The organism is Pseudomonas sp. MS01C9, assembly GCF_058202755.1.
This window is the reverse complement of record NZ_CM177073.1, coordinates 656,826-672,715: the sequence shown is the minus strand read 5'-3', so window position 1 is coordinate 672,715 and position 15,890 is coordinate 656,826. Positions and strand designations below refer to the sequence as shown.

Sequence of the window (15,890 nt, the reverse complement as noted above, 5' to 3'; positions counted from 1 at the left end):
CCTCATGGACTCGGCAGCTGTTTGCGTCCGGCCATGTGCTTCAGATAACCCACCAACAGGTCCAGTTCCGAATCCGGCAACACCGCTGCGGAGAACCCTGGCATCTTCCCTTGGGGCCAGCGGCGCAGGCTCTGGGGGTCGCGGATGTAGCGTTTGAGGAAGTCCCCCGAGAAGTATTCGGTGGGATTGAAGGGAATATTCAGGTCCGGACCGAACTGTGCGTCGCCCGCGCCATTGAGGCGGTGACACGCCAGGCAGTTTTTCTGGAACAGCTCGAAGCCTTTGTTGACCGGATCGTCCTTGGCCAGGGTAGGCGCCGGCAGCAGGGCAGGGAAGCGTTCGGCTACCGCTGGCAGGCGCTTGATGCTCGCCACCGCGTAGGGCCATTGCTCGGGGCTGATATGGCCCGCCTGCGGATCGGTCCAGACCAGGTAGAAAGGCCCGGCGCTGTGCTTGCCTTCACCCAGTGGAGGCCATGGCGCGGCCGGATCCTCTATCGCCAGCCAGGCGCGTGCGCCGCTCTTGTTCAACAAGGGCGCAGCGGGCAATTCGGCGGCGAAGCCATCCAGTGCCACGGCTTGCAGATGATCGTCCGGCTGGATGCCGGTCAACAACTCCGTCAGCGGCACGGCGCGGTAGGTCATCGGTTTCTTGTAGGAGACGTCCTCGGCGATTTGTACGGTCCGGGCTTGCGGATGCTTGAGCAGTTCTTCTGTTTGCCAGGTGCGTGTATTCGCGCCCAGTTCCAGCGTCAGCTGGGCGGCGTACAGGGGCGTGCCGAGCAGCAACGCCCCGAGCATGATGAGAGCCTTCAATGGATCGCCTTCCATGTCGAGTGGGGTGCCGCAAAGGTTGGCACAGCCACTGCGGCCCGAACAACGAGCCTGTCGCTTTTTTTAGCGAGAAACACAGTATCGAGGCAACTGCCCGCGTACGGATTCAGCCGATCATCTTGGGGATATTCGGCAGAATCAACAGCAGCGTCGTGGCGAAGAGAATGAGTCCGGCTTGACGAACTTTCGTATGTTTGAACATGGCTGACCCGCCTTTTTTGTTATTTCCTGAGCCAGCCTGCATAACTCCATGACGGCTGGCGTTGCACTTCCTGTCTGACAAGCGCCTCGGCAAAACCCGACGACTCTCTTGTACAAGGATTACATTAGGGGCCGCAGCCGGCTTGGCTTAGATCCAATTAGTATCAGTTTTTAACCAGTGGTTATCAAAACGCTATGAGGCCTATTGCCATCTACCTGAAGGACCTTTTGCTAGACAGTTCGCTCTCCTGAAACGGTTAACCCGATAGCACGCTACCGTTCGTCTGACCGTGGTCGTCAACGCTGTTGAGCGCTGTGGTCATTGAATCCCCTGCCGCTGGGCTTATGGTTGGAGGCCTTGCATACAACTGCGGTTCGAGGGTGTCATGACCGAGGCTTTGATTTTCGACGCGTTGCGCACGCCCCGTGGCAAGGGCAAGGCTGACGGTGCCTTGTACAGCGTCAAGCCAGTGAGTTTGGTGAGTGGGCTGCTCAATGCCCTGCAGCAGCGCATGGACCTGGATACCGGCCAGGTGGATGACATCGTGCTCGGGTGTGTGACACCGGTGGGCGACCAGGGCGCCGACATCGCCAAGACCGCCGCCGTGGTGGCAGGCTGGGATATCAGTGTCGCGGGCATGCAGCTCAACCGGTTCTGTGCCTCGGGCCTGGAAGCGGTGAACCTGGCGGCGATGAAAGTGCGCTCCGGGTTCGAAGACCTGGTGGTGGCCGGTGGCGTCGAATCCATGTCCCGGGTGCCCATGGGCAGCGACGGCGGGGCCTGGGCGCTGGATCCGCAGTCCAACCTGTCGGGGCATTTCATACCCCAGGGCATCGGCGCCGACCTGATTGCCACCCTGGAAGGTTTCAGCCGGGAGGATGTCGACCGCTATGCACTGCATTCCCAGCACAAGGCTGCGCGAGCCAGGGCGGACGGTTCGTTCGATCGATCCCTGGTGACGGTGCGGGACCAGAACGGCCTGGCGCTGCTGGATCAGGATGAATTCATTCGCGCCGACTCGACCCTTGAGGGTCTTGGCAAGCTCAAGCCGAGTTTCGAGGCCATGGGCCAGATGGGATTTGATGCCACCGCACTCAGGGTCTACAGCCATGTCGAGCGGATCGATCATGTGCATACGCCGGGCAACAGCTCCGGGATCGTCGATGGCGCGGCGCTGATGCTGGTCGGCTCCGAAGCCAAGGGACGGGCCCTGGGCTTGCAACCCCGTGCACGGATCGTCGCCACGGCCATCACCAGCACCGACCCGACCATCATGCTCACCGGACCCGCGCCGGCTACCCGCAAGGCCTTGGCCAAGGCCGGCTTGCGGGTGCAGGACATCGACCTTTTCGAGGTCAACGAAGCGTTTGCCTCGGTGGTGCTCAAATTCATCAAGGACATGGCCATCGATCCGACGAAGGTCAACGTCAACGGCGGTTCCATTGCCCTGGGCCATCCCTTGGGGGCGACGGGGTGCGCGATCCTCGGCACCTTGCTCGACGAACTGGAGGCGCGTCGCCTGCGTTATGGCCTGGCGACCCTGTGCGTCGGTGGTGGCATGGGCATCGCCACGGTGATCGAGCGTCTCTGAGCCCGTCTTCAAGGAACCGTATTTTTTAAGGAACGCTGTCGATGACCGATGCCATACGTTACGAAGCAGGCCCCGACCGGATTGTCGTCCTGACCCTGGATATGCCGGGCCAGAGTGCCAATACCATGAATGCGGTGTACCGCGAGGCCATGGCCGCCTGCATCGCCCGACTGAATGCTGAAAAGGACCGCATAGCCGGGGTGGTCATCACGTCCGCCAAGAAAACCTTCTTCGCTGGCGGCGATCTCAACGAACTGGTCAAGGTCGGCAAGGACCAGGCCAAGGCGTTCTACGACATGATCCTGGCTCTCAAGGCGCAACTGCGCGCCCTGGAAACGTTGGGCAGGCCGGTGGTGGCCGCTATCAACGGCGCGGCCCTGGGCGGTGGCTGGGAGCTCTGCCTGGCCTGTCATCACCGTGTGGCGCTGGACGATCCATCCGTGCAGATCGGTCTGCCGGAGGTCACCCTCGGCCTGCTGCCGGGCGGTGGCGGGGTGGTGCGGATGGTGCGTCTGCTTGGCTTGGAGAAAGCCTTACCGTATCTGTTGGAGGGTAAGAGGGTCACCGCTCGGCAAGCCTTGCAGGTTGGGTTGATCGATGAGCTGGCAGGCGACCGTGACGAGTTGCTGGCCAAGGCTCGCGCCTGGATACTCGCCAATCCGAATGTGCTCCAGCCCTGGGATTTGAAGGGGTATCGGATTCCGGGGGGCACGCCATCCGACCCGGGCATGGCGCAGATGCTGGCGATTGCGCCTTCGATCCTGCGCAACAAGACCCAGGGTTGCCTGCCGGCGCCGGAGAAAATCCTTTGTGCAGCGGTGGAGGGCGCACAGGTGAGCTTCGACGCTGCGCACTTGATCGAAACCCGCTATTTCACCGAACTGACCACCGGCCAGGTGGCAAAGAACCTGATCGGTACCTTCTGGTTCCAGCTCAACGAGATCAAGGCCGGACGCTCCCGTCCGCAGGCTTTTGCGCCGTTCTCGACAAAAAAAGTCGGCGTGCTGGGAGCCGGTATGATGGGCGCCGGTATTGCCGGTGTCTGCGCCCAGGCCAACATCGAGGTGGTCCTCAAGGACATCGACCTGGCCGCGGCAGAGAAGGGCAAGGCTCGTCTGGCGGCTTTGCTCGACAGCAAGGTCGACCGCGGGCAGATCAGCGCGCAACAACACGAAGCCACGCTGGCGCGGATTCATGCCACTGACCGCGATGCCGACCTCGCCGGCTGCGACCTGATCATTGAAGCGGTGTTCGAAGATCGCGCCCTGAAGGCCAGGGTCTCGGCCGCCGCCCAGGCTCTGGCAGGGCACGACGCCGTGATTGCCTCCAACACTTCGACATTGCCTATCACCGGCCTGGCGACGGCGGTACCGGACCCGACGAAGTTCATCGGCCTGCACTTTTTCAGCCCGGTGGAAAAAATGCCCCTGGTGGAAATCATCAAGGGCGCCGGTACCAGTGATGAAACCCTGGCGCGCAGTTTCGATTTCGTCCTGCAGATCCACAAGACGCCGATTGTGGTCAACGACAGTCGCGGCTTCTTCACATCACGGGTCTTCGGTACCTTCGCCCAGGAAGGCATCGCCATGCTCGGCGAGGGCGTGAGTGCGCCCACGATCGAGACCGAAGCACGCAAGGCCGGCATGCCGGTCGGCCCCTTGGCGGTTTCTGATGAAGTTTCCCTCAGCCTGATGAGTCATATTCACGCCCAGACCCTTCAGGATCTGGAGGCGGAAGGGAAAGCCCCCATCGAGCATCCCGCGTTCGCGGTAATCGATTGGCTGCTCAATGAATGCAAGCGCCCAGGCAAGGCCGCTGGAGCGGGTTTCTACGAATACCCGGCCAGCGGGCCGAAGCACTTGTGGCCGGGACTCAAGATGCATTTCGAGGAGGCGGGCAGGCGGATTTCAGCGCAGGATATCCGTGACCGCTTGCTGTTCATCCAGGCCCTGGAGACGGTGCGTTGTGTGGAAGAGGGCGTGCTCACTTCGACGGCCGATGCCAACGTCGGCTCGATTTTTGGCATCGGCTTCGCGCCATGGACCGGCGGCGCGTTGCAGTTCATCAACCAGTACGGCCTGAAGGATTTCATTGCTCGCGCCCAGTATCTGTCCGAGCAATATGGCGAGCGTTTCGCTCCGCCGGCCCTGTTGCTGGAGAAGGCCGCGAAGCAGGAGCTGTTCTGACGACGAGGAAGGGCTTGCCTTGGAACAGTGTTTCGAGGCAGGCTCTTGGGTGTGCAATATTCCCATCACCGTGTCAGGTATTTTTTATGTCGCTACGCATCTGCATCTTGGAGACCGATATCCTGCGTCCGGAATTGGCCGATCAATATCAGGGCTACGGGCAGATGTTCCAGCGCCTGTTCTCGCAGCAGCCCATCGAGGCGCAATTCGTCGTCTACAACGTGATGCAAGGCCATTACCCCAGCGATGACGAGCGTTTCGATGCCTATCTCGTGACGGGCAGCAAGGCTGACTCCTTTGGCACCGATCCGTGGATTCAAACCCTCAAGGCCTTCCTGCTGGATCGCTACAAGCGGGGCGACAAATTGCTGGGCGTCTGTTTCGGGCATCAGTTGCTGGCGCTGTTGCTTGGCGGCAAGACCGAGCGCGCGACCCAGGGCTGGGGCGTAGGCACCCATCGCTACAAATTGGCAGCCAAGGCGCCATGGATGAGCCCGGTGATGGAAGAGCTGACCTTGCTGATCAGCCACCAGGACCAGGTCACCCAGCTTCCGGAAAACGCCACGGTCATTGCCTCCAGCGATTTCTGCCCGTTCGCCGCCTACCACATCGACGATCAGGTGTTGTGTTTCCAGGGCCATCCTGAATTCATCCACGACTATTCCCGGGCGTTGTTGGATATTCGCCAGGAACACCTGGGCGAAAAGGTCTACAGCCAGGGTGTGGCAAGCCTCGAACAGGAGCACCACGGCACGACCGTGGCGGAATGGATGATGCGTTTTGTCGCCCATAAGCCGCAGGCGGAAACGCCCCAGGGGTAAGCGCCGCAGGAAGGGTAGTCGGAGGGCGGGCTTGTCTGGAGAAGGGGCGGCCTGTCCGTTATCGATGCCGACTGACCGGGCAGCATTGCGCAACGCCCTGCACCATGGCTTCGGGCGTCATCCAGGACATCCTGCCTTTGGACCGCTCTATAACCACCCCGATCGCTTGAAGCTCGCCCAGAGCCCGGTGCACCCCACCGCGATCACTCCCAGCACCATGAAGTAGCCGTAATGCCAGGTCAGCTCTGGCATGTTCTCGAAGTTCATCCCGTAGATACCGGCCACCGCCGTGGGAAATGCGAGGATCGCGGCCCACGCTGCGAATTTGCGCTGCACCACGCTCTGGCGCGACGCTTCGAGCAATACCCCGACCTCGATGGTCTGGCTGGCGATATCCGCCAGGGTGGTCAGGTCTTCCATCTGCCGCGTGACATGGATCTGCACATCGCGGAAGTAAGGACGCATGTTCTTGTCGATGAAAGGAAAGCTCAGTCTCTGCAGTTCTTCACTGATTTCCACCATCGGCGCCGCGTAGCGACGCAGCCGTAAGACGTCCCGTCGCAAGCCATGGAGTTTCTGGATGTCCCGTTCGTTCAGGGCGCTGCACAGGACATGTTGTTCCAGCTCATCGATCTCGGCATGAATGGCTTCGCCCACTGGCTGGTAGTTCTCGATCACGAAGTCGAGGATGGCATAAAGAACGAAGTCTTCCCCATGCTCCAGCAGCAGAGGACGGGCCTCGCAGCGTTGTCGCACGTAGGCGTAGGACGCCGAGTGGCCGTTACGGGCGGTGATGATGTATCCATTGCCAGCGAAGATATGGGTCTCGATGAACTGCAGCTTGCCGTCCTTGCGTACCGGCGAATACGTCACAATGAACAGCGCATCGCCGAAGGTCTCCAGCTTCGGGCGGCTGTGCTTCTCCATGGCGTCTTCGATCGCCAGTTCATGCAGGTTGAACTGGCGCTGCAGGTTGGTCAGTTCCTCGTTATTGGGCTCCTCGAGGCCGATCCATACGAAATGATCGGGTTTGGCGGCCCACGTGCTGCCTTCATCGAGGGTGATATTGGTGACTTTCTTACCGGCGCTGTAGACCGCAGCGGCAACGACTCTACCCATGGTGGTGGTTCACTTTTCTTGGAAATGGCAGTGACAGGCTATGCGATGCGCAGCTTAGCGCGCCCTGATGCTTGAGAGTCAGCAAAATCCGCCAAGTTCGCCGGCAAAAGAAAACCCGCCGTGGGGCGGGTTTCGTTCAGGATTTGCGGATCTGTCGATCCATCGACTCGATGCATTCATGCATCTGCTCACGGCATTGGTTCATGAGCCGGGGCATGTCTTCCATGCTCAGCCCGGCTGTAGGAATTGCTGGCAATGAGCGTATGAGAATGTCACCGCTGCGCCAGCGATTGAGGCGCATGTGGTTGACGTAGTTGCTGACGCACACCGGGACAATCGGTACCCCGGCGGCGATCGCCATCTGGAAGGCGCCTTTCTTGAATGGCAGCAACTCATGGCCAAGATTGCGCGTACCCTCCGGGAATACCCAGATGGACGTATCTTCATGCTGCAACGTGTGGGTGGTGGTCAGCATCGCCCGGCGTGCCTTGATCGCGTTGCCCCGGTCGATCAGCACGTTACCCGCCAGCCAGAACAGTTGCCCGAACAACGGCACCCATTTCAGACTCTTCTTGCCGATGCACACGGTGCGCCGCGGCACCACGCTGCCGAAGACGAACAGGTCATAGTTGGACTGATGATTGGCAATGATCACGCAGCTCCGAGGCTTGTTCGCCAGCGTATCCACCCCGGCCTTGAGCCGCAGGCCCAGGATCCACATCGCGGGCCAGGCATACAGCCGGGCGCATAAACGGCTGTTGTCCGGATTGAACGGTCGGCAGACGCCAAGGATCAGGCCGAGCACACCCGCGAGGATAAAGTGCAGGCCCAGCAACAACATACGCAGTACGAACAACATCTACAGGCCCATCGGGACAAAGGTGGCGCAGTGTACGGATGTGCACTGTTTTCGGCAATTACTGCCCTGCAGGAAGGAGATGGGCGATGTTCGACGGCGTGCCCACGGATGGACGCGTCAGAAGCAGGCTAGAGCGGCCGGGGATTTTTAAACGCAACATGAAAAAGCCCGACACGTGGGCCGGGCTTCGATTCGCGGGTGTAGATGTCAAACCTGGAAATCCTGGTCCAGTAGAATGGCGCTGTCCAACGTGTCCAGCAGAGCCTTGCGCACTTTCAACTTGGTCTGCTTGTGGGCGTTCATGTTGATTTTCTTCAACTGACGTGCCGCTTCCAGCGCAGCCCCTTGCAGCTCTTCGGCCGATACCACCTTGTCGAGGAAGCCGGCATCCACCGCTGTCTGTGGATTGAACATCTCGCCATTGATCACCGAGCGATGGAAGGCGGACTTGCGCAGGCGATCACGAGCCAGTTCGATTCCGGCGTGGTGCATGGTCATGCCGATCTGCACCTCGTTCAGGCCGATGCTGAAAGGCCCGTCCACGCCGATGCGGTAGTCCACCGAAAGCAGCAGGAAAGCGCCCTTGGCCACTGCATGGCCCGGGCACGCGACGATGACGGGGAAGGGGTGTGACAACAGGCGACGGGCAAGGGTCGAGCCCGCCGTGACCAGGCTCACCGCTTCCTTGGGGCCGGCAGTCATCACCTTCAAGTCGTAGCCGCCCGACAGAATGCCCGGTTGGCCGGTAATGATCACCACCGCCCGATCCGCCACTGCCCGATCCAGCGCAACGTTGAACGCGGTAATCACATCCGGCGAAATGGCGTTGACCTTGCCGTTGTTCAAGGTCAGGGTCGCGATACCGTCTTCGAGATGGTAGGCAATCAGATCGCTCATGACGCTATTCCTTGTAAGAGAAGTGATGCAGACGTTACCCACCACCGCAGGTCAGGTAAAGCGCCGTGACTGACTCACCGGTCAGTGCCGGACCTCCTAAACAGCCTGCTCCACCCAATCGGCCGCGCTGGGGGCCATCACATCGCGTACAGACCGACCCAAAGATTGTCCGGTTTGCCATGTCCGCTGGATTTCAAATCCTCGTCCATCTTAAGCGCATGAAAATTCTCAAAAAAACCTTTGCCATCAGGGAAGCTTTCGACTACATTAGCGCGCCTCGACAGACTGAACAGTTTGCCGAGACACGGTGAAGTGTCCGAGTGGCTTAAGGAGCACGCCTGGAAAGTGTGTATACAGGAAACTGTATCGAGAGTTCGAATCTCTCCTTCACCGCCAAATTCGTTGAACACAAACCCCCGATTTTCAAGAGAAAATCGGGGGTTTGTGTTTTCTGGTGCCTGCAAAAAAGTAGCGATAGGGGCCCCGATCGATGCCGACGGTCCGCAGTTGCGTCGAGTTGGCCGGCTGGGGTGGGTATGGAGGTCGGATGCTGGCGTGCCGATGATGGTTGAATGGCCCGTCGCCGTCATTGGATAGTCGTTTTTGATTTGCTACTGTCCAGGCGTGGAATGGATTTGCTAACCAGACGGTACATTTTCGGTGGCAGCCCCTTCACGCTCGAACTACGCTCAAAACATCGTTTGTCGATTGGAAATGGAAAAATGAAAAGGATGTCGCCTGCTGTCATTGCGCTGACAATGTTCGTCGCATGCTCGAATACCGTGCTGGCCGATGCCGCTTCGCTCAATGACGCTCGTACCCTCGTTGCCCGGTCCGGAATGGGCAATAAACTCTCCTCCCTGGCGCTTTTGACGGCCAAGAGCAGTACGACCTACGCGGTTATCGCCGACAAGCTGGGAAACGCGAGTGCGAACAGCGCACTGTCCGATGAGATCAATGCACTGTTGCCGCAATACCAGCCCAAGTGGGATGAAAACCTGGCGGCTGCCTATGAACAGTCGTTTACCGGAGAAGAGTTGGCGTCCCTTGCCACCGAAGGCCGCGCCTCGAAGTACGCGCCGAAGGTCAGGGAGCGGCAAGACGGGATTGGTCGCTACATGGCGGTGAATGCCGAGCCTATCCTGGCGGCCCTGGCCTCCGATGCACTCAAGGCGACCTTGTCCAAATACGTTTCTCCACAGTAGGAAGCAGGTTTCGTCTGAAGAGCGCCAGGTTCAATTGCGTTTCGCCAGTCAGTGCCCGTTCCCAGCATCAGGCAACTTCGCAGCAGTATCGGGCAAAAGTTTTTGAGTGCGTGCCGTTAAGGTTTTCCCGGAGAGAAAATTCATCAACCGGGAGAAACCGCCATGACTCTATGGACAAGTTCGATCGTGCGTCTTCAGTTCTTTTTGCTGTGCCTGATACTGCCGGGAGCCGTTTGGGCTTCGCAAGCCTACGGCCAGGATGCCAACGCGCATCGGGTCCACCAGTCCTTCGTGAATTGGCAGCAGGGCAAAGGCAGTGTGTTCGATCTGCTGGCGCCCAATGCCAGATGGACAGTCGCCGGCTCCAGTCCCGTCTCCGGAGTGTACGAGAGCAAGGCAGATTTGATGGACCGGGCCGTACGCCCCATTACAGCCCGGCTGGCAACGCCTATTTTCCCTACGGTCCAGAGCATTGTTGCCGAAAATGACATCGTGGTCGTTCTCTGGAGCGGCAAGGCAACGGCGCTGGACCAGCAGCCCTATAACAATACTTACCTGTGGCACATGAAGTTCAAGGACGGGAAAGTGATCGAGGTAACCGCCTTACTCGACACTTATGTGCTGAACGACCTCCTGCACCGTGTGAAGCCAGCCGGTTGAGTCGGCCTTGGCGCATTGGCGCTCCAGAACAAAAGCAGCTATGCATGGTCTTTGAGAACCGAAACTCAACGCCTGAGGTTGCATAATGAGTCTGATCGATTGTCCTGAATGCGCTTCCCGAATTTCCGACAAGGCTTACGCTTGCCCGCATTGCGGCAACCCGTTCAGGGAGCCAAGTTTCCGATTGACGGAAAAAAACGTCGGCCAGATCGCCGGAGTGACCGGCGTCTGGCTTACCGCGCCCTGGATCGCCCGCATGGTATTCGGTGTGACGGCCGTGATCGCGGTCGCTGCCGTGCTGATCCTGCGTTGAGGCAAGCGGGGGGACGCGACGCTGGTGCTGGTGACTACCGCGAGGTTGCGGCTGAACTCGAATACTCCACAACGCCGGTGTGTCTTGCCGTGAACGAGATGGTATCGCCTGTCTTCATCTCCAATCGCTCGCCGGTGTCGAGGGAAATGGCGATATGGCCTTCGATCAGCACGAAGGCTTCGTCGTTATCGAAGCACCAGCGAATTCAGACGGATGTGAAGTCAAAACACCCTGGAGGAAGGCAGGCCTGATGGCGGCTGCCTTGTTTGCACCACGCTCTCAGCCGGACGGGCTGCTGGCAGGTTCCAGCTGACGCATGCCGCGTTCGATCACGGCATCGATGTAACTTGAGTCGTCGTAGATGCGCGCCAACAGAATCGCACCTTCGAAATCGGCCACCAATTGTCGCGCCAGGCCATGCGCCTCAGCCTGGCCGTGGGCGGCGCGATAAAGCTCGGCGAAGGCCTGGGCCCAGTCATCCAGAAAGCGCCGGATCGGCGCCATGAGTTCCACCTTTCCATAAGTGGCATCGACTGCCACGACGCCCATCAGGCAACCGATCGAATCGTCCTGGAAGAGTCGCTTGGCCTTGCGTCCCATGCTGGCGAGGCGTTCGTGCACCGGCAGGTTTTCATCGAAGGCAATGGCGAACAACGATTGCTTCAATCGCTCGTGCGTCCAGTCCAGCACATCCCGCAGCAGCGCTTCCTTGTTGGGGTAATGGTGATAGAAGGAGGCCTTGGTCAGGCCGCAGGCGGATGACAGTTCATCCATGGTCGTGCCGTGGTAGCCGAGACGCTTGAAGGTATTGGCACAGCGTTGCAGAAGCACATCGCGTGGGATTTTCGGTGGACGCACGGGTAACTCCTGCGAACGATCATGCAAATTGATTCTACGGCATAAGCCTGACCGTCACAATTTGACGGTTACCGAATGTTTGTTTAGTTTTCTTGAACCGAACGTTCGGTAAGTAATGGGTTGGTACGGACCCTTACGTTCCTCCATGAAGCCAGGAGACTTTTTCCATGAGCGAAGCAAACAGTGGACCGGGTCGAGTGACCCGGGAGCAGCGCGGTCATCTGATCCTGATCGGCCTCGATCGGGCCGGTAAGCGCAATGCATTCGATAGTGCCATGCTGAACGACCTTGCCCTGGCCCTGGGCGAGTACGAGCGCAATGACGAGCTGCGTTGCGCCGTCGTATTCGCCCATGGCGAGCACTTCACCGCGGGTCTCGATCTGATGGAGTTGACCCCCAAACTGGCTTCGGGAGGCTTCAGGTACCCGGATGAAGGCATCGACCCGTGGGGTGTGTCGAAACCGCGCCGCAGCAAACCGGTGGTGGTGGCCATCCAAGGCACTTGCTGGACCGCCGGTATCGAACTGATGCTCAACGCCGACATCGCGATTGCCGCCAGCAATGCCCGCTTCGCGCACTTGGAAGTGCTGCGTGGCATCTCGCCGTCCGGCGGGTCCACCGTGCGTTTCACCCAGGCTGCCGGCTGGACTGACGCCATGCGCTACATGCTGACCGGCGAGCCATTCAATGCCGCCGATGCGCTGCGCATGCGCCTGTTGACCGAGGTCGTTGAGCCCGGGCAGGAGCTGGCGCGTGCCATCGAGTACGCCGAACGCATCGCCAAGGCTGCGCCCCTGGCGATCAAGGCCACCCTGCAATCAGCCTTCCAGGCTCGCGACGAAGGCGCCGATGCGGCCCTCGGCAAGCTCAACGATCTGCTGTTCACCCTGATCAAGAGCGAAGACGTGCGCGAAGGCGTCATGGCGATGATGCAAAAGCGCGAACCGGTGTTCAGAGGTCGTTGATTCCTCAGGGCAGGGGTAAGCGATGCAGCAGCACCAGACACCGATGGCAGCGCGCGGTATAGCGCGTCTGTCTGAAGCCCAGCGGCCTGTTAAGGCGGATTCTTTGATGATCGAACAACTGACGCTGGTGGCGGACGATGGCTACCGCCTGGCCGCCAACCGATACTCGGCCCAAGGGCCATTGAAAGGCAATCTCATCATGGCGGGCGCGACGGGTGTGCAACAACGCTTCTACCGCCGCTTCGCCGAACATGCCAGCAGACAGGGCTTCAATGTCCTGACGATGGATTACCGGGGTGTCGGTGCGTCCGCCCCCGACTCCTTGAAAGGCTTCGAGATGTCCTACCTCGATTGGGGGCTGCGCGACCTGGCGGCGGCCGTCGAGTACATGGATGACGCAGAGACGGGGTTGTACTGGGTCGGTCACTCTTTCGGAGGGCATGCATTGGGATTGCTGCCCAACCACCGCAAGATCGCGGCGGCCTATTGTTTTGGCACAGGGGCCGGATGGGCCGGGTGGATGCCCAGGCTGGAGGCCATCAAGGTGCGTCTGTTGTGGCGATGCGTCCTGCCACTGATCGTGACGTACAAGGGCTACATGGCCTGGAGCCTGCTGGGAATGGGCGACGACCTGCCGCTGGGGGTCTACAAGGATTGGCGGCGCTGGTGTGTCTATCCCCATTACTTCTTCGATGACCCATCGATGGCGGCTGTCGCCGACCGCTACGCGCAGGTCCGTTCGCCTTGTGTGTTCGCCAACGCGGTGGATGATCCATGGGCGCCGCCTCGGTCGAGAGACGCCTTCATCAAGGGCTATCGCAATGTGCCGTTACGGGTCCGGGACCTGTATCCTGAAACGAAAAAGCAACCCATCGGCCATATGGGCTATTTCCGTCCAGACGCCGCGCCCCTCTGGGATGAGGTTCTCGGCTGGTTCATTGACCAAAAAGCCTGGCAGACGAGCCAACGGCCAATGAGCGATGCCTGAACGTCAATCCGCAATCTATCCCATGGGGATCATCGTCCGATGGGATAGTGCTTGATACGGCACGGGTGGCTATTGCCGTCGCCTTTGCAGATGCCGTCCAGATAGCGATAGTCGACCTGCATGGATTGCCCTTTTCGAGGCCATTGCCGGCGAGGAAGCGTGGCCTGGTAATCGGCGGTTTCCGGCGTGAAGGTCAATGTTGACCCTTGCTCCGGACATTCCACCGAGGCTGACGCGGGGTTTGCCTTCAGGATCTTGGCTTGTAGTTGGGGGAATGGACGTTTCAATACGTCAGTAATCTCCAGGTCCATCTTGCAAATCTGCCAGGTTCCTGCCTGTGCGTGGCCACAGCACACCAGCAGTGCAAGAACCGATAACCCGTAGCGTGTTGCGTGAGATTTCATGATGGCTTGCCTGGGTTTCAGGTGTGTCGATGATGAAGCGATCAGACCTAGGATGCCCTGCGCGTTGAAATGCATCAAATCGTCGATCAGCGTAGAGACAGCGAAATGTCGGGCTATTATCGAGCCGACAACAGGAAGAAGGACCTTCACCGTGCAAATCTTCCCTGAGCTGCAGACCCGACGCCTTTTACTCTCGCCCCTGCAACTGAGCGACGCAGCGGCCATCCAGCAGCTGTTCCCTCATTGGGACGTGGTGCGTTATCTCGACAGTCGCGTGCCATGGCCATATCCCGATGACGGCGCGCTGGCGTACGTTCGCGACCAGGCACTTCCCGCCATGGCGGCGGGGCACGAATGGCACTGGATGATTCGCCTGCGCGAGGAGCCGTCCCCTTGCATCGGCAGCATCAGTCTGTATGACCAGCCCGGCAATAACCGAGGTTTCTGGCTGGCACCCCAATGGCAGGGGAAAGGCTATATGCGCGAAGCCTGCGAAGTCATCAATGTCTTTTGGTTCGAAACCCTGGGACGTCCCACGATGCGAGTCCCCAAGGCCGTCGGCAATCACGCCTCGCGCCGGATTTCGGAGCACGAGGGCATGCGTCTGGTGGCAACGGCTCAAGGGGATTTCGTTTGCGGGACTTTGCCCAAGGACATCTGGGAAATGACGCGGGAGAACTGGCTGGCAAGCACTGCTTCGCCCGACCCACAGCGCCCAGGGGGGCTGCAATAAATCCTTGAGGTTTCAGGACAATCAGAAACGCGAGCTCCCCCCAGCCGGACTGATCTACAATGCCGCACCTTCGCAGAGGCTGGCATTTCGTGGATGCTTTTTCCCTTGTCTATCAACAACTGATCGAGTGGGTCGTCGAGCCCGTCTGCGAACAGTTCTTCAGCCTCTTCAACCTGAACGGTCGTCTCGGGGCCTTGTTCCTCTGCGCTTCCTACGGGGTTGCCTATGGTCTTTATCGTTCGCGCAAGCACCGCGGCCTGACCCAGGCCCGTTCGTTCTGGCAATTCATCGGCGGCAGTCGGGTGTATTGGCATCCCTCGGCATTGCTCGATTACCGGTATTACTTCGTGCGGGCGATTCTCAAGGTTGCCCTGGTATTGCCCATCGTCCATCTGGTGGATCCTTACATCCTGCGTTCAGGAGACTACCTGGCTTTCTTCATCAATCTCTGGGGCGCGCGACCGCGCCTGGGGGAGAGTCTATCGCTGGCCTTGCTCTATGGGCTTGGGGTGTTCCTGGTGAAGGACTTTATCCACTACTGGGCGCACCGGGCGTTCCACTCGCGCTGGCTCTGGGCATTCCATAAGGTTCATCACTCGGCCCCGGTACTGGTGCCGGCCACGGCGAGTCGGGTGCATTTTTTGGAAAAGATTGTCGAGAAGCTCGCCGTCGGCGCTGGTCTTGGGCTGTACGTCGGAGGGTTCTGGTATGTCTGCGGCGGCGAGGTCAGTCGCTACACATTGTTTGGGGTGACCTATCTGGTGTTCATCTTCAATGGTCTTGCGGCGAACCTGCGCCACACCCATGTCTGGCTGTCATTCGGCCCGGTGATGGAGCATCTGCTCAATAGCCCCGCCCAGCATCAGATCCACCACAGTGACGCGCCGCGCCATTTCAACCGGAATTTCGGTACTAATCTGTCACTCTGGGACTGGATGTTCGGCACGCTCCATGTCACCCGTTCTCAACCCGAAAGCCTGCGCTTCGGCACCGGCGAGCCGGAGCATGACCGTTACCAGACGGTCTATGGCTTGATTGTCACGCCGTTTGTCGAAACCGTGGGCAAAATCAGGGGAAGGCGAGGGCAGCGGATCGAGCCGCAAGCGCCAAGTCCATGAGAGCGCCACTGATCCTTTGGAACTGATTGGCAGGCAAATTCCTTATTACGTGTAGGACGCGTCTGTAGTTTTATCGCCATTTTTTACCGTTCAGCACTCGGTCGCAGCGCTATACGCCTCACATTCCAATCGCACATT

At 59.6% G+C, this 15,890-nt stretch carries 17 protein-coding genes and 1 tRNA gene; 11 read left to right on the top strand and 7 right to left on the bottom strand.

The features are described 5' to 3' along the window. Positions 1-2: 2 nt before the first annotated feature. Positions 3-830, bottom strand: a complete 828-nt coding sequence (locus AC1M7R_RS03050) for a c-type cytochrome (RefSeq protein ID WP_072393246.1) — start codon at positions 828-830, stop codon at positions 3-5. A gap of 590 nt (positions 831-1,420) precedes the next feature. Here AC1M7R_RS03050 and AC1M7R_RS03045 point away from each other — a divergent pair. The 3 genes from AC1M7R_RS03045 (at position 1,421) to AC1M7R_RS03035 (ending at position 5,633) form a co-directional block, all read left to right on the top strand. Then, on the top strand, positions 1,421-2,626 hold the full coding sequence (locus AC1M7R_RS03045) for an acetyl-CoA C-acetyltransferase (RefSeq protein WP_072431826.1): 1,206 nt from the start codon (positions 1,421-1,423) through the stop codon (positions 2,624-2,626). A 41-nt stretch (positions 2,627-2,667) separates the two neighbouring features. Beyond that, positions 2,668-4,812: a 3-hydroxyacyl-CoA dehydrogenase NAD-binding domain-containing protein gene (locus AC1M7R_RS03040; protein ID WP_072393240.1), complete on the top strand. Its 2,145-nt coding sequence runs from the start codon at positions 2,668-2,670 to the stop codon at positions 4,810-4,812. Positions 4,813-4,898: 86 nt separating this feature from the next. Further along, complete coding sequence (locus tag AC1M7R_RS03035) at positions 4,899-5,633, top strand: amidotransferase (protein WP_072393237.1); 735 nt, start codon at positions 4,899-4,901, stop codon at positions 5,631-5,633. A gap of 147 nt (positions 5,634-5,780) precedes the next feature. Here AC1M7R_RS03035 and AC1M7R_RS03030 read toward each other — a convergent pair whose 3' ends face one another. From AC1M7R_RS03030 to AC1M7R_RS03020, 3 genes are all read right to left on the bottom strand, one after another. Continuing rightward, positions 5,781-6,752, bottom strand: coding sequence for a magnesium and cobalt transport protein CorA (locus AC1M7R_RS03030; protein ID WP_072393234.1), 972 nt, complete (start codon positions 6,750-6,752; stop codon positions 5,781-5,783). A 136-nt stretch (positions 6,753-6,888) separates the two neighbouring features. Next, on the bottom strand, positions 6,889-7,611 hold the full coding sequence (locus AC1M7R_RS03025) for a lysophospholipid acyltransferase family protein (RefSeq protein ID WP_072393231.1): 723 nt from the start codon (positions 7,609-7,611) through the stop codon (positions 6,889-6,891). A 207-nt stretch (positions 7,612-7,818) separates the two neighbouring features. After that, positions 7,819-8,508 (bottom strand): crotonase/enoyl-CoA hydratase family protein, encoded by a 690-nt coding sequence (locus tag AC1M7R_RS03020; protein ID WP_072393228.1) that lies wholly within the window; start codon positions 8,506-8,508, stop codon positions 7,819-7,821. A 306-nt stretch (positions 8,509-8,814) separates the two neighbouring features. Here AC1M7R_RS03020 and AC1M7R_RS03015 point away from each other — a divergent pair. The 4 genes from AC1M7R_RS03015 to AC1M7R_RS03000 all read left to right on the top strand — a co-directional run bounded on the left by AC1M7R_RS03015 (position 8,815) and on the right by AC1M7R_RS03000 (position 10,686). Further along, positions 8,815-8,904, top strand: a tRNA-Ser gene (locus AC1M7R_RS03015). Positions 8,905-9,080: 176 nt separating this feature from the next. Further along, the gene (locus AC1M7R_RS03010) at positions 9,081-9,713 is read left to right on the top strand and encodes a hypothetical protein (protein WP_143147045.1); all 633 of its coding nucleotides are present in this window, start codon (positions 9,081-9,083) and stop codon (positions 9,711-9,713) included. A gap of 162 nt (positions 9,714-9,875) precedes the next feature. Further along, positions 9,876-10,373, top strand: a complete 498-nt coding sequence (locus AC1M7R_RS03005; RefSeq protein WP_231991056.1) for a nuclear transport factor 2 family protein — start codon at positions 9,876-9,878, stop codon at positions 10,371-10,373. 85 nt (positions 10,374-10,458) lie between these two features. Next, the gene (locus AC1M7R_RS03000) at positions 10,459-10,686 is read left to right on the top strand and encodes an integrase (RefSeq protein ID WP_072393222.1); all 228 of its coding nucleotides are present in this window, start codon (positions 10,459-10,461) and stop codon (positions 10,684-10,686) included. A 34-nt stretch (positions 10,687-10,720) separates the two neighbouring features. On the opposite strand, the gene AC1M7R_RS02995 is transcribed toward AC1M7R_RS03000, so the two are convergent. Then, positions 10,721-10,858 (bottom strand): hypothetical protein, encoded by a 138-nt coding sequence (locus AC1M7R_RS02995; protein WP_371856268.1) that lies wholly within the window; start codon positions 10,856-10,858, stop codon positions 10,721-10,723. A gap of 107 nt (positions 10,859-10,965) precedes the next feature. After that, positions 10,966-11,544 carry a TetR/AcrR family transcriptional regulator gene (locus AC1M7R_RS02990; protein WP_072393219.1) on the bottom strand — a complete coding sequence of 193 codons (579 nt, stop codon included), beginning with the start codon at positions 11,542-11,544 and terminating at the stop codon, positions 10,966-10,968. Positions 11,545-11,711: 167 nt separating this feature from the next. On the opposite strand from AC1M7R_RS02990, the gene AC1M7R_RS02985 reads away from it, so the two are divergent. Beyond that, positions 11,712-12,509 carry a crotonase/enoyl-CoA hydratase family protein gene (locus AC1M7R_RS02985; RefSeq protein WP_072393216.1) on the top strand — a complete coding sequence of 266 codons (798 nt, stop codon included), beginning with the start codon at positions 11,712-11,714 and terminating at the stop codon, positions 12,507-12,509. Positions 12,510-12,615: 106 nt separating this feature from the next. Next, the gene (locus AC1M7R_RS02980) at positions 12,616-13,497 is read left to right on the top strand and encodes an alpha/beta hydrolase family protein (protein ID WP_072393213.1); all 882 of its coding nucleotides are present in this window, start codon (positions 12,616-12,618) and stop codon (positions 13,495-13,497) included. A 29-nt stretch (positions 13,498-13,526) separates the two neighbouring features. Here AC1M7R_RS02980 and AC1M7R_RS02975 read toward each other — a convergent pair whose 3' ends face one another. Continuing rightward, complete coding sequence (locus AC1M7R_RS02975) at positions 13,527-14,051, bottom strand: hypothetical protein (RefSeq protein WP_371128593.1); 525 nt, start codon at positions 14,049-14,051, stop codon at positions 13,527-13,529. A gap of 1 nt (position 14,052) precedes the next feature. Between AC1M7R_RS02975 and AC1M7R_RS02970 the strand changes: the two genes are divergently transcribed. After that, on the top strand, positions 14,053-14,634 hold the full coding sequence (locus AC1M7R_RS02970; protein ID WP_072393210.1) for a GNAT family N-acetyltransferase: 582 nt from the start codon (positions 14,053-14,055) through the stop codon (positions 14,632-14,634). A gap of 89 nt (positions 14,635-14,723) precedes the next feature. Continuing rightward, positions 14,724-15,752, top strand: a complete 1,029-nt coding sequence (locus AC1M7R_RS02965) for a sterol desaturase family protein (RefSeq protein ID WP_072394105.1) — start codon at positions 14,724-14,726, stop codon at positions 15,750-15,752. The last annotated feature ends 138 nt before the right edge of the window (positions 15,753-15,890 follow it).